This is a genomic window from Salinibacterium sp. ZJ70 (assembly GCF_011751865.2).
GTDB lineage: Bacteria > Actinomycetota > Actinomycetes > Actinomycetales > Microbacteriaceae > Homoserinibacter.
Genome location: NZ_CP061770.1, coordinates 2,372,330 through 2,392,862 on the forward strand (window position 1 = coordinate 2,372,330; position 20,533 = coordinate 2,392,862).

Annotated in this window: 14 protein-coding genes and 1 tRNA gene; 1 reads left to right on the forward strand and 14 read right to left on the reverse strand. The window is 69.9% G+C overall.

The features are described 5' to 3' along the window. Positions 1-26: 26 nt before the first annotated feature. From HCR12_RS11235 to HCR12_RS11300, 14 genes are all read right to left on the reverse strand, one after another. Positions 27-2,213, reverse strand: a complete 2,187-nt coding sequence (locus HCR12_RS11235) for an MMPL family transporter (protein ID WP_370589310.1) — start codon at positions 2,211-2,213, stop codon at positions 27-29. After that, entirely contained in the window at positions 2,210-2,791 is a 582-nt protein-coding gene (locus HCR12_RS11240) for an isochorismatase family protein (protein ID WP_166866451.1), read from the reverse strand. Before HCR12_RS11240 ends, HCR12_RS11235 begins: the two co-directional genes overlap by 4 nt. Before the next feature lie 11 nt (positions 2,792-2,802). After that, positions 2,803-4,677 carry a D-alanyl-D-alanine carboxypeptidase/D-alanyl-D-alanine-endopeptidase gene (locus HCR12_RS11245; RefSeq protein ID WP_166866453.1) on the reverse strand — a complete coding sequence of 625 codons (1,875 nt, stop codon included), beginning with the start codon at positions 4,675-4,677 and terminating at the stop codon, positions 2,803-2,805. Between the two features lie 46 nt (positions 4,678-4,723). Beyond that, positions 4,724-5,704 carry a Gfo/Idh/MocA family protein gene (locus tag HCR12_RS11250; RefSeq protein WP_166866455.1) on the reverse strand — a complete coding sequence of 327 codons (981 nt, stop codon included), beginning with the start codon at positions 5,702-5,704 and terminating at the stop codon, positions 4,724-4,726. A 61-nt stretch (positions 5,705-5,765) separates the two neighbouring features. Then, a complete protein-coding gene (locus HCR12_RS11255; protein WP_224763436.1) occupies positions 5,766-6,617 on the reverse strand; it encodes a hypothetical protein in 852 nt (283 codons plus the stop codon). A 218-nt stretch (positions 6,618-6,835) separates the two neighbouring features. After that, positions 6,836-6,908: transfer RNA gene (locus HCR12_RS11260), tRNA-Thr, on the reverse strand. 89 nt (positions 6,909-6,997) lie between these two features. Beyond that, positions 6,998-8,539, reverse strand: coding sequence for an alpha/beta hydrolase (locus HCR12_RS11265; RefSeq protein WP_166866458.1), 1,542 nt, complete (start codon positions 8,537-8,539; stop codon positions 6,998-7,000). After that, positions 8,536-9,684, reverse strand: coding sequence for a DNA polymerase III subunit delta' (locus tag HCR12_RS11270; RefSeq protein ID WP_166866460.1), 1,149 nt, complete (start codon positions 9,682-9,684; stop codon positions 8,536-8,538). Before HCR12_RS11270 ends, HCR12_RS11265 begins: the two co-directional genes overlap by 4 nt. 9 nt (positions 9,685-9,693) lie before the next feature. Next, complete coding sequence (tmk, locus tag HCR12_RS11275; RefSeq protein WP_166866462.1) at positions 9,694-10,326, reverse strand: dTMP kinase; 633 nt, start codon at positions 10,324-10,326, stop codon at positions 9,694-9,696. A gap of 1 nt (position 10,327) precedes the next feature. Then, complete coding sequence (topA, locus tag HCR12_RS11280; RefSeq protein ID WP_166866464.1) at positions 10,328-13,075, reverse strand: type I DNA topoisomerase; 2,748 nt, start codon at positions 13,073-13,075, stop codon at positions 10,328-10,330. 136 nt (positions 13,076-13,211) lie between these two features. Next, positions 13,212-15,821, reverse strand: a complete 2,610-nt coding sequence (locus HCR12_RS11285; protein WP_166866467.1) for a glycoside hydrolase family 2 protein — start codon at positions 15,819-15,821, stop codon at positions 13,212-13,214. Between the two features lie 72 nt (positions 15,822-15,893). After that, positions 15,894-17,270: an extracellular solute-binding protein gene (locus HCR12_RS11290; RefSeq protein ID WP_166866469.1), complete on the reverse strand. Its 1,377-nt coding sequence runs from the start codon at positions 17,268-17,270 to the stop codon at positions 15,894-15,896. Positions 17,271-17,375: 105 nt separating this feature from the next. Then, complete coding sequence (locus HCR12_RS11295) at positions 17,376-18,275, reverse strand: carbohydrate ABC transporter permease (RefSeq protein ID WP_208320405.1); 900 nt, start codon at positions 18,273-18,275, stop codon at positions 17,376-17,378. Next, on the reverse strand, positions 18,272-19,390 hold the full coding sequence (locus tag HCR12_RS11300) for a carbohydrate ABC transporter permease (protein WP_224763438.1): 1,119 nt from the start codon (positions 19,388-19,390) through the stop codon (positions 18,272-18,274). The genes HCR12_RS11295 and HCR12_RS11300 overlap by 4 nt, the downstream gene beginning before the upstream one ends. 125 nt (positions 19,391-19,515) lie before the next feature. Between HCR12_RS11300 and HCR12_RS11305 the strand changes: the two genes are divergently transcribed. Beyond that, complete coding sequence (locus HCR12_RS11305; RefSeq protein ID WP_166866471.1) at positions 19,516-20,529, forward strand: LacI family DNA-binding transcriptional regulator; 1,014 nt, start codon at positions 19,516-19,518, stop codon at positions 20,527-20,529. Positions 20,530-20,533: the final 4 nt, after the last annotated feature.

Sequence of the window (20,533 nt, forward strand, 5' to 3'; positions counted from 1 at the left end):
CTCGGAGGCGCGTCAGGGCACGCGAATCAGTCGCCGTGGGCGCCCTTGAAGAGCTTCGATGGCCACCACAGCGTCCGGCCCAGGTCGTGCCCCGCGGCGGGCACCAGAAGCGACCGCACGATGATCGTGTCCACGAGCACGCCGAACGCCACGATGAAGGCGATCTGCGCCAGGAACAGGATCGGGATGACGCCGAGAGCGGCGAATGTCGCGGCCAGCACGACACCCGCCGAGGTGATCACGGATCCCGTCACGATGAGGCCGCGCGTGATGCCGTGGTGGGCGCCGTGAACGAGAGTCTCCTCGCGCACACGCGTCATCAGGAAGATGTTGTAATCCACTCCGAGCGCGACCAGGAACACGAACGCGTACAGCGGCACCGCAGGATCCGCGCCGGGGAAGCCGAAGAGGTGGTTGAACACGAGCGCCGAGACCCCGAGCGCCGCGGCGAACGACACGACCACCGTTCCGATGAGCAGCAGCGGCGCCACGATGGAGCGCAGCAGCAGCATGAGGATCAGGAAGATCACCACGAGGATGATCGGGATGATCAGGTTGCGGTCGTGGATCGACGTGTCATTCGTGTCGATCGCCGTCGCGGTCACCCCGCCGACGATCGCATCCGCGTCGACATCCTTGACGGCCTCGCGCAGCTCGCGCACCGTCTTCTCGGCGTCCGCCGAGTCGGCTGCCGAGCTGAGGGTCGCCTGCAGCAGCACCTCGCCGTCGACGACGGTGGGCTCGAACGCCTCCGCTCCGGGGATCGGCAGCGGCTCGGCGTCGGATCCGGCGGGGATCGTGCCGGTCGGGCTGTCGTCCGAGAGCACCACGACGGAATCGATGCCGTCGAGCGCGAGCGCGGCGTCCGCGAGGGCGTCGAGATCGGACTCGGGCCCGACGATCACGGCGGGGCTGCCGGATCCGCCCGGGAAGTGCTCCCCGAGCAGCTCCTGGCCGTCACGCGCCTGCGACTCGGTGAGGATGAGGTCGGACTGCGCGACGCCGTCGGCCTTCAGCTGCGTGACGCCGACCGCGGCGATGAGCAGCACGAGCGTCGAGGTGATCCACACGGTGCGCGGGCGAGTCGAGACGAGCTTCGCGACGCGCATCCAGAGCTTGGAGTCCTTCTCGGCCGTGCCGACCTTCGGCCGGAACGGCCAGAACGCGACACGACCTGCCCAGAAGAGGAACGCCGGCAGCAGAGTGAGGGCGGCGAGCATCGCGAACACGATGCCGATCGAGCCCACGGGCCCGAGCGAGCGGTTCGAGTTGAGGTCGCTGAAGAGCAGGCACAGGAGGCCCGCGATGACGGTTCCGCCGGAGGCGACGATCGGCTCGATCGACCCCTTCACGGCGGCCTTGGTGGCATCCCAGCGGTCCTCGTAGGTGCGCAGAGCCTCACGGAAGCGCGCGACATACAGCAGCGAGTAGTCGGTCGCCGCGCCGATCACGAGGATGAACAGGATGCCCTGCACCTGCCCGTTGATCTGCACGATCTCGGCCTTCGCGAGCCACCACACGAGCAGGATCGCGGCCGCGAGCGCGAACACCGCGGTGCTCAACACGAGCACCGGCAGCAGCGGCGAGCGGTAGACGATCAGCAGGATCAGGAACACCGCGGAGAGGGCGACGAGCAGCAGAAGGCCGTCGATGCCCGTGAATGCGGCGGCCAGGTCGGTCGAGAAGCCGGCGGGGCCGGTGACGGCGGCTTCGAGCCCGTCCGGTGCGTCGGCGAAGAGCGCGCGGATCTCCTCCACGGGCTCCTTGATCTCGCCGTCGGCGTCGATCGGCACGAACACCTCGACGGCCGCGCCGTCCTCCGATGGGATCGCCGGGCTCAGCTCGCCGACCCCGGGGAAGTCGGCGATCTCGGCGAGCGCGTCCTCGATGTAGGCGTTGTCGGCGTCGGTCAGGCCGCCGTCACGCGCGAACACGACGATCGCGGGGATCTCGTTCGAGCCCGCGAACTCCTTCTGCAGCTCGGTGACGCGCGTCGCGTCAGCGCTGTCGGGCAGATAGTCGGACTGGGTGTTCGACGAGACCTCGCCGATCTTGCCGAAGTAGGGGCCGCCGACTCCCGCTGCGGCAAGCCACACCAGGATGAGGACGGCGGGGAGGAGGATCCGCAGGACGCGCGTGAGGGGCGCGCGGCGGGTGGACGTGGTCTCGGGGTTCGCGTCGGTGGTGGTGGTCTCCGCGGCGTGCCGGCTCACGCCGACACCGCCACGTGCGCGCCGGCCTCGCCGACCTCGGCGAGCGCGCGGGCGCCCGTCACAGGATCCACGGGGGCCGTGAGGTCGGAGAGCACGCTGACGTCGAGCCCCGCGGCGAGCGCATCGAGCGCCGATGCCCGCACACAGTAGTCGGTGGCGATGCCGACGACGTCGACGCTCGTGACCCCCAGGCGTCCCAGCTCCTCCGCGAATGCGGCGCCGTCGTCGAGCGTGCCCTCGAAGATCGAATAGGCGGGCTTGCCCTGGCCCTTCTGCACGTGCAGGTCGATGAGCGAGGTGTCGAGCGCGGGGTGATACTCGGCCCCCCGCGTGCCCGCGACGCAGTGCGCGGGCCAGGTGTCGACGAAGTCGGGAGCCGCATCGACGGCGAAGTGCCCGCCGTTGTCGTCGTCGCCGTTGTGCCAATCGCGCGAGGCGATGACGTACTGATAGCGGTCGCGGTTGGCCTCGAGGTATTCGGTGATGCCCTGCGCGACCGCGCTGCCGCCGTCGACGCCGAGCGCACCGCCTTCGGTGAAGTCGTTCTGCACGTCGATCACGAGAAGTGCACGCGTCATGGTTTCCTCCGTCAGTGGTTGGAGAGGTTGTCCCCGCAGCGCAGCGCCGCAGTGGTGAGCGAGTCGATGGCCTTGCGGGCGTCGTCGCCGACGCCTTCGCCTGCCGCATAGAAGGTGAAGACGAGGGGCGTCCCGTCTTCCGAGGTGAGCTGGCCCGCGAGCGTGTAGGAGCCGCGGATCATGCCGGACTTCGCTGCGACGTTGCCGCGTCCGACGGCGTCGGCGCCCGTGAAGCGCTCGCGGAGCGTGCCGGACTGGCCGGCGATCGACAGCCCATCGCGCACGACGTCGAGGCCGTCGACACCGGAGTGCACGGCACGCAGGAGCGTCGACACCGCCGACGCGGGCACCGCGTTCTGCGGGGAGAGGCCCGATCCGTCCTTGATGACGATGCCCGCCTGCGGCACGCCCCAGCGGCCGAGCTGGCCGACGATGGCACTCTGCAGCGAGGCGGCGCTGCCACCCTGCCCGGCTTCGCGCGACACGATGCGCGCGAGCATCTCGCCGAGCGTGTTGTCGCTCGGCAGCAGCATCTGCGACACGAGGGTGCGCACCGGCTGCGACTCGACGAAGGCGAGCTCGTTCTGGCTCACGGCGCTGCCGGTGGAGGTCGTGACCTCGTCGGCGACGAAGTCACCCGTGGGGTCGGCTGCACGCAGCGCCTGGATGAACTTCTCGCCCGCCGTCGCGATGGGGTCGGAGCCGCGCGGGGACACGTCCCGGCGGGGGTCGGCGCGGTCGCCGTCGACCTGCAGCGCGGTCGCCGCCGACTGGTAGCCGCGTGAGCGCTGATCCTCACGCCAGGACGGCTCCCACGAGTCCCCCGGGTTCCAGTAGCTCGCGTCGAGGACGACGCTCGAGATCGGGACGATCTCGTCGTCCTCGCCGAACCGGGCGGCGTAGCTCGCGATGGTCTGCTCGGCGAGGGTCTGGAGCTTGGGTGCACCCGCGTACGCGCTCTCCTGGCCGACGGGAAGCGCCGACAGCGTCGCGTCGCCGCGCCCCACGAGCACGACCGCGCCGGGGGTGGATCCGTCGACGACGCTCGTGCGGATGCGGAAATCGGGGCCGAGAGCGCCCACGGCCGCGGCAGCGGTGAAGAGCTTGAGCACGGAGGCGGGGGGTGCCGCCGCCGATGCGTTGCGGTCGAACAGGACCTCGCCGGTGTCGGCGCGCATGATCGAGCCGTAGAGGGTGGCGAGGCGGCCGTCGGCGGCGGGCCCGGCGATCGAGCAGGTGCGCAGGCGGCTCGCCGTGGCGGGGAGGTCGGAGACAGCGCGCGCGGGCTCCTCGGTGACCGTGGGCGTGGGAGTGGCGACGGGCCCGGCATCCGCCGAGGCGACAGCGATACCCGCGAACACGGCACCCGTGCCGAGCAGGGCGAAGGCGACAGCCGACGCGGTGGCGATCCATGCCGTCGGGTGCTTGCGGAAGAACGCGCCGATGCCGCCCGTGGAGGCATCGGTCTTCTGGCCCTCCCCGGAGTCGGCGGCGGCCGCCGTGGGATCGGCGCCGAGAAGCTGGGTGGCGCCGAGCAGCTGGGTGGCGCCGGCATCCGCGGGCAGCACCAGGGTGGGGTCTGCAGGTGCGGGGGGCGTCGACGGAGCCGCACTGGGGCTCACGGCCATTCCCGCAGGCCACGCGACGGTCGGTGCGAGCACCGTCGGCTGATCCCAGGGCTGCGGCTCGCCCGTCACGGCGTCTCCCGCGGTCGGGAAGGCCGTCGTGGGCGCGTCGGTGGGAGTGAGGGGCGTCTGGGGCTCGCCGGATGTCGGCGCGGGCACCGCGCCGAGGGAGTCTGCGGAGGTGTCGGCTGCGGCGGGGAATCCGGCCGCCTTGCGCGCCTCGCGGGCGTCGCGGCGCGACAGCGGTTGCTCGTCGGTCACCGGAACAGTGTAATGGCGGGCTCTGCGTCCGGCCTCTGTGATCGCGTCATTCCGACGGGTAGCGCAGACCGATCTGGCGGCGGACTTCGTCGAGCGTCGCCATGATGCCGATGGACTCGGCGGGCGGCAGCACGTCGGTCGAGGTCTGCCCTGCGGCGACCATCTGCTCGAGCGCGATCGCCTGATACTGCATGCCGCGTCCCGCGACCTCGGACGTGTAGCTCTCGAGCACGTTGTTCGCGTTGTCGATCACCCGGAATGACGTGGGCGTGTACCAGACGGCGTCGATCTCGATCCGAGCCTCCGTACCCAGGATGACCGCCGTGTTGGGGCCGCGCGCGTCGAGCTGCGTGTGCAGCACCGCCTGCCGCCCGCCCTCGAAGCCGAGGATGATCGCGGTCTGGCGGTCGACGCCCGTCGGCGTGGGCGACGAGATGGCGTGCACGGCGATCGGCTGGCCGAAGAGGCCCCACGCGAACGAGACGGGGTAGATGCCGAGGTCGAGCAGGGCGCCGCCGCCGAGCTCGGGCGACTGGATGCGGTGGGCGGGATCCGTGGGCAGCTTCTGCGTGTGATCGGCGATGAGGGTGCGCACGTCTCCGAGCAGTCCTGAGGCGATCAGTTCGCGCACGCGCACCATGTGCGGCAGCCAGCGGGTCCACATCGCCTCGAGCACGACGAGGCCCTTGCGTGCCGCGATCGCGACGACGCGCTCGGCCTCCTCGGCGTTCAGGGTGAACGGCTTCTCGACGAGCACATGCTTGCCGTGCTCGAGTGCGAGCGCGGCGCCCTCCGCGTGGAACGGGTGCGGGGTGGAGATGTAGATGACGTCGACATCCGGATCGGCGGCGAGCGCTTCGTAGCTGCCGTGCGCTGCGGGGATGCCGAACTCTGCCGCGAATGCGTCGGCGGACGCTTGGGTGCGGGATCCGACGGCCGCGACCGTGAGGCCGGCGGTGTTCAGGTCGGCGGTGAAGAGGCGGGCGATGCCGCCGGTTCCGAGGATGCCCCAGCGCAGTGCAGTCATGCCCTCAGCGTAGGGGGCGGGGGTGCCGCGCGGCAGGGGCGAGTGGCCGGTGGGCGGCAGGTCAGCAGCCGCCCCAGCGCGCTGCGGCGCGCGTGAAGCTGTACGGGTCGGCGGGAACGCCGCCGTGCACCATCGCGAAGCAGATCACCACACCGGAGGCGCTGCCGGTGTGGGTGAGCCGATAGAGGGACTTCTGGTGGGAGGCCGAGTTCCACCACTTCTGGGCGACGGTCGCGCCCGTGTTGCCGGAGCCTCCCGCGAGGTTGCCGTCGCATCCGGTCGCGGGCACGCCGTCGGAGCGCTGCGTGCCGTTGTGGCCCCAGGCCGAGCTGGTGTCCTCGGAGGGGTCCTCCGCGATCCAGAACAGTCGCGCTTCGAGGCACGAGTCGTAGCGGATGTTGGACATCGGGATCGGCTCGAGGCAGTTGGCGACGCGGATCGCGTTGAACGTCTCGGCGAACGACTGCAGGTCGGCGCTCGTGGTGCCGCCGACGCCGGCGGCCGATGTCTGACCGGGGGCGCCGGCGGTGGAGCCGCCGACGGGTGCGGGGCAGCGCTGGCCCGCCGCGGCGCGTGCCGCCTGACGTGCGGCGGTCCCCGCGCGCTTCGCGGCGGGGGTCTCGACGACGGGCGGAGGGGGCGGCGGAACGGGCTTCTGGGCGATGTGCTCGCGGTCGACGGTGAGGTCGATCGAGGCGACCGTCACGGCGGTGTCGTCCAGCCTCACGGTGGCGGCGAGCTTCGCGACGGGGTTCATGCTCGCGACGCTCGCGGTGGCGGCGACCGGCCGCTCGGATGCGCTGCCCGCATGAGCCGTCTCTTCGAGGGAAGGGCCGGCGCCCCCGACGAACGGGAGCGCGAGGGTGAGCACGGCGCCGAAGACGCTCCCCACCAGCAGTGTGCGTTTGAGCACGCGAGCCCCCGGACGTGAGATGCGCCAGCTCCCCCCACGAGAGTCGGATGACGCCTTCCCCCACGGAAGACGTCACGGGAGCGAGAATAGGCCGCTGACCTGGGAATTCGCGCCCCCATTCCTGGGGTCACCCGTGCAAAGGTGATGCGTCAACGGCGATCTGGGCCAGCCCGGAGATGAAGAGAACCCCCGCACCTGACGGGGGCGGGGGTTCGCAGAGCCACCTGTGGGAATCGAACCCACGACCTATTCATTACGAGTGAATCGCTCTGCCATCTGAGCTAAGGCGGCATGTGTCCGGGATGATCCCTCGCACGACTGACAAGCATACTCGATCCGTCAGGACGTCGTGTCCACGCGGAGCGACCTCCGCGGCCGCGTCAGCACATGGGGTCGTCGGCTGGCACCGTGCCCGAGATGAGGAACGCGTCGACCACATCCGTGACGCATTCGCTCGCCGCGTAGGCGGTGTGGCCCTCACCCTGGAAGGTCACGAGGTGGCCGCGGTCGAGCTGGTCGGCGAGCGCGACGGCCCACTCGTACGGCGTCGCCGGGTCGCCCGTGGTGCCGACGACGAGGATGTCGGGAGCACCGGGGGCGTGGATCTCGCGACGCTCCTTGTCGGAGACGAATGGCCACTCGGCGCACGTCGTGCCGCCGTACGACATCCATGGTCCGAAGATCGGCGCCTCCGCCGCGAGCACCGCGGCCTGCGCGCGCATCCGCTCGGGGTCGCCGTCGCTCGCGTAGTCGAGGCAGTTGATCGCCACGAACGCCTCCGAACTGTTGGACGTGTAGCGCCCGCCTGCCCCGCGATCGTTGTAGTAGTCCGCGAGGAAGAACGCGGTCTCAGTGCCGCCGTCGAGCGTCTCGGAGAACAGGTCGTCGAGGAAGGTCCAGTTGCTCTCGTTGTAGAGCGGCAGGATGATCGCCGTCGTCATCGTGCCCGCCCACAGCAGACGGCCGTCCTCCGCGGCAGGCGGGTTCTCGTCGAGCTGCGCGAGCAGATCCGCGATCGTCGCACGTGCTGCCTCCACCGACCCCGAGAAGGGGCACCCCTCGCGGCCCAGGCAGTCGGTGAGGTATGCGTCGAGCGCGGCCTCGAAGCCGCGCGCCTGTGTGAGGGTCACATCGGCTTCGCTCGTCGACGGATCGATCGCGCCGTCGAGCACGAGGCGTCCCGCGCGATCCGGGAACAGCTCCGCGTATGTCGCGCCCAGGTAGGTGCCGTACGAGAAACCGAGGTAGGTGAGCTTCTCGTCGCCGAGCACGGCACGCAGCAGATCGAGGTCGCGGGCCGCACTCACGGTGTCGACGTGCGCGAGAAGGTCGCCCGTGTGCTCGAGGCACGCCGAGCCGAAAGCCTGCGCCTCCGCCCGGGAGGCGGCGATCCACTCGTCGGAGCCCTCGGGCGCCGCGGTGATCTCACGCAGGTCGCCGTAGAAGAACGCATCGAGCTCACGCGAATCCGAGGCGCACGACACCGCGGTCGACGCACCCACGCCGCGGGGATCGAAGCCCACGACCGAGTACTCGCGCCGCAGCGCCTCACTCGCGGAGTAGTCGAGCGACTCCCGCACGAACTCGACGCCCGAGGCCCCCGGCCCACCGGGGTTCACGAGGAGCGAGCCTCGCGGTTCGCCGCCGGTCGCATACTGTCGCGCGAGAGCGAGAGAGATCGTGGCACCGGCCGGGTCGTCCCAGTCCATGGGCGCGGTGACGGACGCGCACTGCAGCCCTCCCCCGCACCCGGTCCACGAGACGACCTGGTGATAGAACGGCTCGAGCGCCGCATCGACCTGCTCGAGAGTGGGCGTGGAGGTCGTCGGTGCGCGGTTGCCCTGGAACCAGGACACGCACCCCGTGAGCAGGCTCGCGACCGTGAGCGCGGCGAGAGCGGACGCCCACGCGCGACGCCTCATCGCACCCCGGCCGGGTCGCGGCGGATCGCGCTCACGAGCATCGCCTCAAGCGCGAGCGCGGGCGCGACGTTCGCCTCGATGCGGGCACGCGCCTCGGCGATCGCATCGAGCGTCGCGATCGTCTGCGCGGGCGCGGAGCGCTGCGCGGCGATCGTGAGATCGCTGTAGATCGCCAGATTCACGGGCTCCACCTCGACACCCAGCTGCAGCAGCAGCACGTCGCGGTAGAGCGACAGCAGGTCGACGAGGATGCGGTCGATGCCGTCACGGAGGCTGCGGGTCGCGCGACGCTTCTGGTCCTCGTCGAGGGCCTTCAGCTGGGCACGCAGCGCGGGAGGCACGGTCCCACCGGGCTCGACGCCGAGCGAGCGCAGAGCCTGGTCGCGCTCCTCGGAATCGCGCTGCTCGGTGATGGCCTTCGCATCCGAGCCCGCCACCTCGAGCAGTTCGGCGGCGCCGATGACGGCGCCCGAAACGCCCCGGATGCCGAGGGCGATCTCGAGCGTGCGACGACGGCGCTCGCGAGCGCTCTCGTCGGTCGCGAGGCGGTGCGCCATGCCGATGTGCGCCTGCGCCTCGCGGGCGGCGCGCGTCGCCTCGGGCAGGCTCACGCCGTCGCGGCGGGCGATGAGCTCCGCGACGTCCTCGACGCTCGGCACCCGCAACCGCAGCGAGCGCACCCGCGAGCGGATCGTGGGCAGGAGGTCGGCCTCGCTCGGGGCGCACAGGATCCAGATGGTGCGCTCCGGCGGCTCTTCGAGCGCCTTCAGCAGCACGTTGGAGGTGCGCTCGGTCATGCGGTCGGCGTCCTCGATGACCATGACGCGGTAGCGACCCACCGCCGGCGAGAACTGGCTCGAGGCGACGAGCTTGCGCACGTCCTCGATCTTGATGATGACGGCCTCCGTGCTGAGCACGCTGAGGTCGGGGTGGGTGCGGGCGGCCACCTGCGCGGCGGTCGCCTCGAGGTCCGACTCTCCGCGCGCGAGCAGCTCGGTCGCGAACGCGTAGGCGAGCGTCGAGCGCCCGGAACCGGGAGGGCCCGTGATGAGCCACGAGTGCGCGAGCCCGTCGCCCGCAGCGGCGGCACGCACCACGCGGATCGCATCCGCCTGGCCCGTGAGATCGTCCCAGATGCCGGTCATGTCTGAAGGCTACGCGAGCAGGTCCGACACTCGGCTGCGGATGGCGGCAGCGAGCTCGTCGATCGGCAGCGTCGCGTCGAGCACGAGGAAGCGCCGAGGCTCGGCATCCGCGAGGGCGAGATACGACTCGCGCACGCGCGTGTGGAAGTCGGCGGCCTCGGCCTCGAGACGGTCGTAGCGGCCGCGCGCCTCGTCGAGCCGCGCGCGGCCGACGGCGACGTCGACATCGAGCAGGATCGTCAGATCCGGCAGCAGTCCTTCGGTCGCCCACAGCGACAGGTCGCGCACCTCGGTGCCGTCGAGCACGCGCCCCGCGCCCTGGTAGGCGACGGAGGAGTCGAGGTAGCGATCCTGGATGACGATGTCGCCGCGTTCGATCGCCGGCCGCACGACGGTCGCGATGTTGTGCGCGCGGTCGGCGGCGTACAGCAGGGCTTCGGCACGCGGCGCGATGTAGCCGCGGCGGTGCAGGATGATCTCCCGCAGTTCGAGCCCGAGCTCCGTGCCGCCGGGCTCGCGCGAGTGCACGACGGTGCGTCCGGATGCGGTGAGCCAGTCGGTCAGCAGGGTCGACTGCGTGGTCTTGCCCGATCCGTCCCCGCCTTCGAAGGTGAGGAACAGACCGCGCTCAGCGTCCGGCACGTCAGGCCTTCTTCTTGGCCGCAGGCTTCTTCGCGGCCGGCTTCTTGGCGGCGGGCTTCTTGGCCGCCGTCTTGGCCTTGGGCTTGGCGGGCCCCTTGGCGCGCTTGTCGGCGAGCATCTGCACCGCACGATCGAAGTCGATCTCCTCGATCGTGACACCGCGCGGGATCGTCACGTTGGTGACCCCGTCGGTCACGTACGGGCCGAAGCGGCCGTCGCGGATGCGGATCGGCTTGCCCGATTCGGGGTCGGCCTCGAACTCCTTGAGGGCGCTCGTGGGGCGCTTCGCCCCGTACTTCGGCTGCGCGAAGATCTCGAGGGCGGCAGGGAGCTCGATCGTGAAGATGAGGTCCTCGCTCTCGATCGAGCGCGAGTCGGTGCCCTTCTTCAGGTACGGCCCGTAGCGGCCGTTCTGGGCCGTGATGGGCTCGCCCGATTCGGGGTCGAGTCCGACGGTGCGCGGCAGGTCGAGCAGCTTGAGTGCGGTTTCGAGATCGACCGTCGCGGGGTCCATCGTCTTGAACAGCGACGCGGTGCGGGGCTTCTCGACGGGCGCCTTCTTGGCGGCCTTCTTCTTCGGCTTCGGGGCCTCGACGACCTCACCGGTGGCGGCGTCGACAGCGACATCCTCGACCGTCTCAGGCACCTCGGGCTCGGGGTCGACCTCGGTCACGTAGGGGCCGTAGCGGCCGTCCTTCGCGACGACCGTCTTGCCGTTGTCGGGGTTGATGCCGAGCACACGGTCGCCCACGACGGGCGCGTCGATGAGCTCGCGCGCCTTGGCGGGGGTGAGCTCGTCGGGCGCGATGTCGTCGGGCACGTTGACGCGACGCGGCGTATCGGTGCCGTCCTCGACCTCGATGTAGGGGCCGTACTTGCCGACGCGCAGCGTGATGCCCTCATCGATGACGATCGAGTTGACGGCGCGCGCGTCGATGTCGCCGAGGTTCTCGACGACCTCGCGGAGACCCGGGTGATCGCCGCCACCGAAGTAGAACTTCGTGAGCCAGTCCACGCGGTCCGCTTCGCCGTTGGCGATCTTGTCGAGGTCGTCCTCCATCTCGGCCGTGAAGCGGTACTGCACGAGATCGGAGAAGTGCTCTTCGAGCAGACGCACGACGCTGAACGCGATCCAGTTGGGCACGAGGGCCTGGCCGCGCGGCGTGACGTAGCCGCGGTCGATGATCGTGGAGATGATCGACGCGTAGGTCGAGGGGCGTCCGACGCCGAGCTCTTCGAGCGCCTTCACGAGGCTCGCCTCGGTGTAGCGGGCGGGCGGGGTGGTCTCGTGACCCTTGGCCTCGAGCTCGGCGAGGCTGAGCGCCTGGCCCTCCTCGAGCGGCGGGAGCTTCGACTCGGCCTGCGCATCGGCATTGCGGACCTCGTCGCGGCCCTCCTCGTAGGCGGCGAGGAAGCCGCGGAAGGTGATGACGGTTCCGGATGCGGTGAACTCGGCCTGCGCGTCCGGGCCGCCGTCGGCGGCGATCGTGACGGTCGCCGTGGAGCCCTTCGCGTCAGCCATCTGCGAGGCGACGGTGCGCTTCCAGATGAGGTCGTAGAGCTTGAACTCGTCGCCGCGGAGGCTCGACTGCAGCTCGCTCGGCGTGCGGAACACCTCGCCGGAGGGGCGGATGGCCTCGTGCGCCTCCTGCGCGTTCTTCGACTTCGACGAGTAGGCGCGGGGCTTCTCGGGGATCGAGTCGGCGCCGTAGAGCTTGACCGCCTGCGTGCGCGCCGCCTCGATCGCCTGCTGCGAGAGCGAGACAGAGTCGGTTCGCATGTAGGTGATGTAGCCGTTCTCGTAGAGCGACTGCGCGAGGCTCATCGTGGTGCGGGCCGAGAAGCGGAGCTTGCGCGACGCCTCCTGCTGGAGGGTCGAGGTGGTGAACGGCGCGGCGGGACGACGCGTGAGCGGCTTCGTCTGCAGCGACGAGACGGCGAACGACGCGGTCGGAGCGCGGAGGGCGTCGACGAGCAGGTCGGCCGCCTTCTCGTCGAGGGTCACGACGTCGGGCTTGGAGAGCACGCCGCGGTCGTCGAAGTCACCGCCCTGGGCGATGCGCTTGCCGCCGAGGCGAGCGAGCTTGGCCGTGAAGGCATCCTGCGAGCCCTGGGGCGCGAACTCGCCCACGAGGTCCCAGTAGGACGCGGAGACGAACGCGAGACGCTCGCGCTCGCGGTCGACGATGAGGCGGGTCGCAGCGGACTGCACGCGGCCGGCCGAGAGTCCGGGGCCCACCTTGCGCCACAGCACGGGCGAGATCTCGAATCCGAACAGACGGTCGAGGATGCGGCGGGTCTCCTGCGCGTCGACGAGCGCCGTGTCGAGCTCACGGGTGTTCTGCTCGGCGCGCTGGATGGCGTCCTTGGTGATCTCGTGGAACACCATGCGCTTGACCGGAACCTTGGGCTTCAGCACCTCGAGCAGGTGCCACGCGATGGCCTCGCCTTCGCGGTCTTCATCGGTGGCGAGGTAGAGCTCGTCGACGTCCTTGAGGGCGCGCTTGAGTTCGGCGACGGTCTTCTTCTTGCTGTCCGAGACGACGTAGTACGGCTCGAAGCCGTTGTCGATGTCCACGGAGAACTTGCCGACGCTGCCCTTCTTGAGCTCGGGCGGCAGGTTCTTGGTATCGATGAGGTCGCGGATGTGGCCCACCGACGCCTGCACCTCGTAGCCATCCCCGAGGTACTGCGCGATCGTGCGCGCCTTTGCGGGCGACTCGACGATCACGAGCTTCTTGCTAGACACGTGGTGGGTCCTTCCTGTCGGTGCACACCATACACACAGAGTCCTGAGGGCATCCCGTCAAGGTCGCTCATGTTCCCCTCATGGCCGAGGCGCGAGCGGTGGGTGCGAGCGGAGCGCGCCCGCTCGCACCCCGGGGTCATTCGGCGGCGGCGCGCACGAGAGCGTGGGCGAGCGAGCGAGCGACGGGGACGTCGGCAGCGGCGCGGACGCGGAGCGTCGTGAACGTGACCTGCCCCTCGCTCCACGCGATCGTCGTCGTGGTCGTCGCGGCTCCGCGCAGCCAGCCGGAGAAGATCGCCGAGTGCACGCGAGCGGAGCGCATTGCGTTCGGGATGCCGTTGATGACGAGCGGGCCGAGGAGGTCCTCGAACGCGATCGAGAGGATCGGGCCACCGGGCACGGTGCTGAATGCGCCGCGGCGGTCGAGCCACTCGGTGCGCGGCACCCAGTCGCCGTCGCCGCTGCGGGATCCGAGTCGCGCCGAGGGCAGGTAGTCGAGTGCGTCCGAGAACGCGTGCTCGTCCTCGACGAGCACGAGCACGCGCCCGCCGTCGCGCGCCGTCTGCTGCGCCGCTTCGTCGAACGCACGCGTCACGAGCACGGCATCCGCGTCGTCGGTGAGGGCGATGCCCTGCGCGGTCGCCCAGGCGGCGACCGCGGCATCCGCGGCACGCACCGCGATGCCGGCGTCGTCGGTGGGGTCGATCACGAGGATCTCGGCCGCGTCGCGCGCGAGCAGCGCGCCATCGAGGTGCAGTTCGGCCTCGACGCGCATCGCCCGAGCGGGCAGTGCGGCAGAGAGCGAGAACGTGTGCGCGCTGCGCACCGTCGCGTCGACGGCGAAGTCGGCGACGGGCTCGCCGTCGGCGAGGAGGCGCAGGGTCGCGGGGCGCGCCTCATCGACACCGCGCATGGGGATGACGGTGGCCGTGAGCTCGACCGCGCCGCCGCCGAAGACGCTGTAGGCGTCGGTGCGCAGCGCCACCGCGGCGTCCTGGTTGCTGAGTCCCCACTCGGCGGTGCCGCGCTTGGGGGTGCGGTTCATGTCGAAGAGACCGTTCGCCTCCCACTGCACGTCGCTCAGCTGCGTGAGCACATAGCCGCTGATCTCGGGGTGCAGTCGGATGCTCGTGGTCTGGTACCGGTTCGCGACGAGCTGGGACTCGTGGAGCGCCTCGACGAGCGCCTCCCACGATCCGAAGACGTCCTCGAGGCCGAGTGAGCGGAAGCGCTCGAGCAGCCGGGTGCCCTCACCCGCGCCGAACGCCCAGTCGGCACCGGATCCGAACCACCACGGCTCGGCGCCATCCTCGAACTGGTCGAGGGTGTGCGGGAGCGCCCAGTTGCCGAACTCGCTCAGCATCAGCGGCTCGACGCCGGTGCGCACGCCGTCGCCGTAGGGAGTGAAGGTCCAGTCGGGACGCGACGCGAACTCGGAGATCAGCGCATCCCACTCGCGGCGCGACTCGGGGATGCCGCGGTACATGTGGTAGTCGTCGATGTCGGTCTCGAGGTGGAAGTTGGGGCGGCACGCCGAGTTGTCGACCACGAGGCTGCCGCGGGCGGCCGCCTTGATGCGGTGGAATGCGTCGCGCAGCCACGCACGCTGCTTGGCACTCTTCTGATCCATGCCCCACGACTCGTTGATGACCGTCCAGGTGACGATCGAGGGGTGGTGGCCGTCTTCGCGGATGAAGTCCTCGAGGAGCTGCAGCCCTGCCTCGGCGCCCGCGGGGGTCCAGGTGAGCCAGCTGGGAAGCTCCGTCCAGACGAGCATGCCGAGGCGGTCGGCGATCTCGTAGTAGCGCGGATCGGGGCGCTTGATGTGCACACGGAGCATGGTGAAGCCGAGCTCGCGGGTGCGGCGGAAGAGCTCCTCGAGCGCCTCCGTGCTCTCGGGGATCGACGAGGAGCCCGGGTGGTAGTCCTGGTCGAGCACGGCGCGCAGTTCGATCTCGCGGCCGTTGAGGAAGAAGGAGCCGTCGCGCGCCTCGAAGGTGCGGAAGCCGGTCTGCACCGAGACGGCGTCGCGCACGTCGGCACCCTCGATGACCGAGACGGTGACGTCGTAGAGGTTCGGGGCGTCGAGGCCCCAGAGGACGGGGGCGTCCACGGTGAGCGTCGCAGCACCGTCGACAAGTTCGCCGTCCGCGACGACCTCGCCCGCGAAGCGCACCTCGGCGCGCACCGTCGCGGCACGCGCGGCATCCGTGAGCTCGGCGGCGATCTCGATCGAGGCGGATGCGGCATCCGCGTGCACGCTGATCGAGCGCACGTGCGCCGCGTGGCGCGTCTCGAGCGCGACCGGCTGCCAGATGCCCGCCGTCGTGCCGTACCAGGACTGCTTGCCGTGCGGCACCTCGAGGAAGCTCGGCTCATCGCCCTCGCGCAGACGCGGCGGGTAGCTCACGACGACCTCGAGGGTGTTCTCCCCCGCGACCACGGCATCCGTCACGTCGACCTCGAAGCGGCTCCACGCTCCGACGTTCCTGCCCACCTCGACGCCGTTCACGCTCACGACTGCCGTGTGGTTGACGCCGCCGAAGGTGAGCACCTGACGCGTGTCGGCGCTCGGCTGCGCGTCGAACGTGCGGCGGTACCGCACCGTCTCATGGGAGTCGCCGAAACCGGCGATCTGCGTCGTCCAAGGGCCCGGCACGGTGACGTCGTGGCTGCTCGGGGTGGCGCCGAGGATCTCCAGATCCCAGGTGCCGCCGAGGTCGGTGACGATGCGTGAGGAGGTCATGCGTGGTTCCTGTCATGCGGAGGGGCGGCTCGATGGCTCGAGCCGCCCCCGTGATGCGGGCTCAGCCGCGAATTACTTGAGTTCCTGCGCGACGCGCTGCTGCGCCTCGGCCAGGGCAGCGGCGATGTCCTTGCCCTCGAACCAGATGCCGTCGAGCTGCTGGTGGATGAGGGTCTTCACCGACGTCCAGTTCTCGATCTGCGGCACGAAGCGGATGTTGCTGACCGCCGTCGCCGTGTAGTTCTCACGCTCGGGCGCCTGCAGGTACTCCGCAGACTCGGTCACCGAGACGCGGGGCGAGAAGTGCCCCGTGGCACGCGACCAGGTGTCGGTGTTGTCGTACAGGTACGCGGCGAACTCGATCGCGGCACGGTACTTGACCGGGTCGTCGCCCTTCTGGCGCGGGAGGACCCACATGTGCGAGGACGCCCACGCGGCCGACTCGTCGAAGATCGTCGGGAGGTCGACGACCGTGTAGCCGAACGGCGCGGTGGCCGCGTACTCGTTCACGGCCCAGGTGCCGTTGAGGAGGATGGCGGAGTTGCCGCCCATCCACTCGTCGATGCTGCCCGCGTAGTCGGCCTTCACGTGGATGTAGCCGGCCTCGATGAGCTGGTTCATGAGCTCGAGAGCGGCAGCCGCCTCGGGCGTGTCGATCGTGGGCTGGCCGTCAGCGTCGATGAGGTCCGAGCCCTGCTGGCGCACGAGCGAGTAGAAGGTGCGCCACGCCATGTCGTCGTTCGCGACACCGAGCGAGAAGAGGTACTTGCCGGTGGCCGCCTTGACCGCGGCGCCCATCTCGAGGAGCTCGTCGACGCTCGTCGGCATCACCGGGCGGCCATCTGCACCCAGGTAGCCGGCGGCCGCGAGGACGTCGGTGTTGACGTGCGCGAGGAGCGCGTGCGAGTCGAACGGAACCGCGTAGGTCTCGCCATCCCAGACGACCGACGACTGCGCCTGCTCGGTGGCGTCGGCGAGGTCGATGCCGAAGTCGCTCGGGTCGAACGCGACGAGCTGACCGCGCTTGGCGTAGTCCGACATCGAGTAGTCGTGCAGGTTCGCGATGTCAGCGGGCGAGCCGCCGGCGACCGAGGCGTTGAACGCGTCGTAGTAGGAGTGCCAGTCGGCGCCGCCGAGACGCTCGATGGTGATGCCGTGCTCGTTCTCGGCGTTGAACTTGTTGGTGAGGATCTGGATGGCCTCGCACTCGGTGGTCGCGAGAGCCAGGTCGGTGACGCCCTCGGTGGTCTCCTCGCAGTCGCCGAACATGCGCGACATGGTGATCGTCGTGCCCTTCAGCTCGTCGGCGGTGACGGCCGCGATCTTGTCGGCAAGTGCCTCGTCCGAGTCGGATCCGGCGTTGGATCCTCCGCCCGCGGCGCAGCCGGTGAGCAGAGCGCCCGCCGCGACGAGGGCGACGGTGGCCGTGAGGGCCTTGGTGTGTCGCATGGATTTCTCCTTGTGGTTGGTGCGGCGCATCGCGCCTGTGGGACTGCGCCTTCGCAGGCGCCCATTACCGGCGGCATCGCGGCCGTCGGGGTCTTGGGGTTCCGGCTATTTGTCTCCGGAGGTCATCGCGATACCGCGGATGAGGTGCCGCTGGAACAGGATGAAGATGATCAGCAGCGGGAGCGACCCGACGAGACCGCGGGCCATGAGGCTGCCGAGCTCGGTCGCCTGGGCGAAGTTGCCCTGCAGCGATGCGAGACCCGTCGTGATGGTGAACATCTCGGCGCGCGTCGCGGAGACGAGCGGCCACAGGTAGTCGTTCCACGTCTGCACGAAGGTGAAGATCGCGAGCGCGACCATCGAGGGGCGCGCGAGCGGCAGCATCACCGAGAAGAAGATGCGCCAGGGGCCCGCGCCGTCGAGGCGTGCGGCCTCTTCGACCTCATCGGGCACCTTCGAGAAGAACTGCGTCATGAGGAACACACCGAGCGGCGCCGCGATCCTGGGCAGGATGAGCGCGGAGTAGGTGTTGTGCAGATCCCATTCGGCGACCATCGAGAACAGAGGGATGAACATCGCCTCCTTGGGGATCATGAGTCCCGCGAGCACGCTCGCGTACACGATCGCCTTGCCCGTGAAGTCGATCTTCGCGAAGGCGTAGCCGGCCATGGCGCACAGCAGCACGGTGGCGGCGGTCGTGATGCCCGTGACGATCGCGCTGTTGATGAACCACTGCGCGGTGAGGCCGATGTTGAAGACGCCGAGGAAGTTGTCGAGAGTGAAGTTCTCGGGTGAGAACGACGTCGTCTCGCGCACGAGGGCGCGATTGTCGGTGAGCGCGAGCGCGGCCATCCACATCATGGGGATGAGCCACACGAGCGCCGCGACGATCATGGCGACGTGATAGAGGCTCGTGCCGAGCACGGCTCCGCGACGGCGGGCGCCTGCCGGGCGCTGCTGCGCACGGCGTCCGGCCGGGGTCGTGATGATGCTGGTCGTCGTCACTTGGTGTTGTCCTTCCCGAGGAAGCGCATCTGCACGAGCGACACGATGAGCATGAGCACGAACAGGAAGAGGGAGACCGCCGAGGCGTACCCGAGGTCGAAGTCGCGGAATCCGCTGTCGTAGACGTGCTTGATGAGCACCATGGTCGAGGTGCCCGGTCCGCCGCCGGTCATGATGTTGATCTGGCCGAAGACCTGGAACGATGCGATCACCTGCATCACGAGCACGAGCAGGAGCACGTGCTGGATGCCGGGGAGCGTGACGCTCGTGAACTTGCGCCAGCGTCCGGCGCCGTCGAGCGAGGCGGCTTCGTAGAGGCTCTGGTCGACGTCCTGCAGACCCGCGGCGAACAGCACGAGGTTGAAGCCGACCGTCCACCAGGTGGTGGTGATGACGATCGCGAGCATCGCGACGCTCGGGTCGCTCAGCCACGCGATGGGCTCGATGCCGAAGAATCCGAGCAGCTCAGCGAGGAGCCCCTGGTTGGGCGAGAGGAAGTACGCCCAGATGAGCGTGACGACCGAGACGGGGAGGATGTACGGCAGGAAGAACGCCATCTGGTACAGCGCCGTGCCGCGCCGCTGGCCCTGCAGCGCGAGCGCCATGAGCAGTCCGAGGCCGGCGATGAGCGGGGTGGAGACCGCCGTGAACAGCAGCGTGTTCTGCAGCGAGACCCAGAACGTGGGATCGAACCAGTAGCCGTTGGGGCCGGGGTGGAAGCCGAGCGCGAACGCGATGCCGACGAGTCCGAGCACGCTCGCGATGCCCCAGCCGCCGATGCGACGGCGCATGATCGCGGGGATGAGGATCGCGAAGGCGGCGAGCACGAGCAGCACCCGCCACACGAGCAGGTGCGTCATGTTCCACTGCAGGTTCTCGCCCCACAGCATCGTGACGTAGTTCTCGAGGCCGATGAAGCCGTCGTTGCCGTTGAGCAGGTCCCAGTCGTGGAAGCTCATCCACACGGCCTGCACGACCGGCCACAGCACGAACACGAGGTAGAGCGCGATGAACGGCGCGATGAAGGCGAAGCCATACTTGGCGTTCCGTGCACGCATCGTCGTCCGACGTGCGGGGATGGTGCGCGTCCCGCTGGCCTCTGCCGCTGTCGTCACTTGTCCTCCATTTTTGCCACGTTGCAATTGTGTGCCCGGAGTATTGTGCGGCCGACTCGCTTGAGTTGTCAACTTGCTTGGAGGCACCGATACAGTGGCTCCCACAACCACCCCCAGGAGTTGCCGTGGCCGCCAGCCTCCATGACGTCGCCAAGCGCGCCGGCGTCTCGCCGCGCACCGTCTCGAACGTCGTCAACGACTTCGTGCATGTGCGCCCGCAGACGCGCGAGAAGGTGCTCGCGGCGATCGAGGAGCTCGGCTACCGCCCCAACATCGCGGCCCGGCGACTGCGCCAGGGCCGCACCGGGATCGTGGGGTTCGTGGTGCCGGAGCTCTCGCAGCCGTACTTCGCCGAACTGAGCGAGCTCATCGAAGCAGAGGCGCAGAGCCGGGATTACACCGTCATCGCCACCCAGACCGGCGGGGACGCGACGCGAGAGCGGCGTGCCCTCGACGAGTTCACGACACAGGTGATCGACGGCGTGATCTTCTCCCCCATGGGCCTGTCGCAGGATGACTTCGCCGCCGCGACACCTCAGGTGCCGCTCGTGCTCATCGGCGAGCAGATCACCTCCCCCGGCTACCTCAGCATCGCGATCGACAACGTCGCTGCGATCCGCGACGCGACCGCACACCTCATCGCCTCGGGCCGCACGCGCATCGCCACCCTCGGCGCGTACCACTCCGACCTCTACCGCAGCTCGGCGCTGCGCCTCGAAGGCTACGAGCAGGCGATCGCCGAGGCGGGCCTCCAGCTCGACCCGGAGCTCGTGCTCTACACCGACGAGTTCTCGCGCCGCGCTGGCTACGCAGGCGTCGAGCGCGCGCTCCGCGAAGGCGTCGAGTTCGACGCCATCATGTGCTTCACCGACATGCTCGCCTTCGGCGCGATGCGCGCCCTCGCGGATGCCGGCGTCCGTGTGCCGGAGGATGTCGCGATCGCCGCGATCGACGATGTGCAGGAAGCGGAGTTCTCGATCCCCCGCCTCACCTCCGTCGCCCCCAGCAAGGATGCGATCGTCTCGCAGGCCTTCGACGCCCTGCTGGCCCTCATCGACGGCGGCGAGCGCCCCGAGGGACTCGCGACCGCCCCCTACCGCCTCGTCGTGCGCGAGAGCTCGGGCGGCGGCGCGGGCTGAGCCA

What these genes read in the sequence shown, in the direction of transcription:
- HCR12_RS11240 (WP_166866451.1), bottom strand. Translation starts at nt 2,791, where the DNA reads ATGACGCGTGCACTTCTCGTGATCGACGTGCAGAACGACTTCACCGAA.
- HCR12_RS11290 (WP_166866469.1), bottom strand. Translation starts at nt 17,270, where the DNA reads ATGCGACACACCAAGGCCCTCACGGCCACCGTCGCCCTCGTCGCGGCG.
- HCR12_RS11285 (WP_166866467.1), bottom strand. Translation starts at nt 15,821, where the DNA reads ATGACCTCCTCACGCATCGTCACCGACCTCGGCGGCACCTGGGATCTG.
- HCR12_RS11270 (WP_166866460.1), bottom strand. Translation starts at nt 9,684, where the DNA reads ATGACCGGCATCTGGGACGATCTCACGGGCCAGGCGGATGCGATCCGC.
- HCR12_RS11265 (WP_166866458.1), bottom strand. Translation starts at nt 8,539, where the DNA reads ATGAGGCGTCGCGCGTGGGCGTCCGCTCTCGCCGCGCTCACGGTCGCG.
- HCR12_RS11250 (WP_166866455.1), bottom strand. Translation starts at nt 5,704, where the DNA reads ATGACTGCACTGCGCTGGGGCATCCTCGGAACCGGCGGCATCGCCCGC.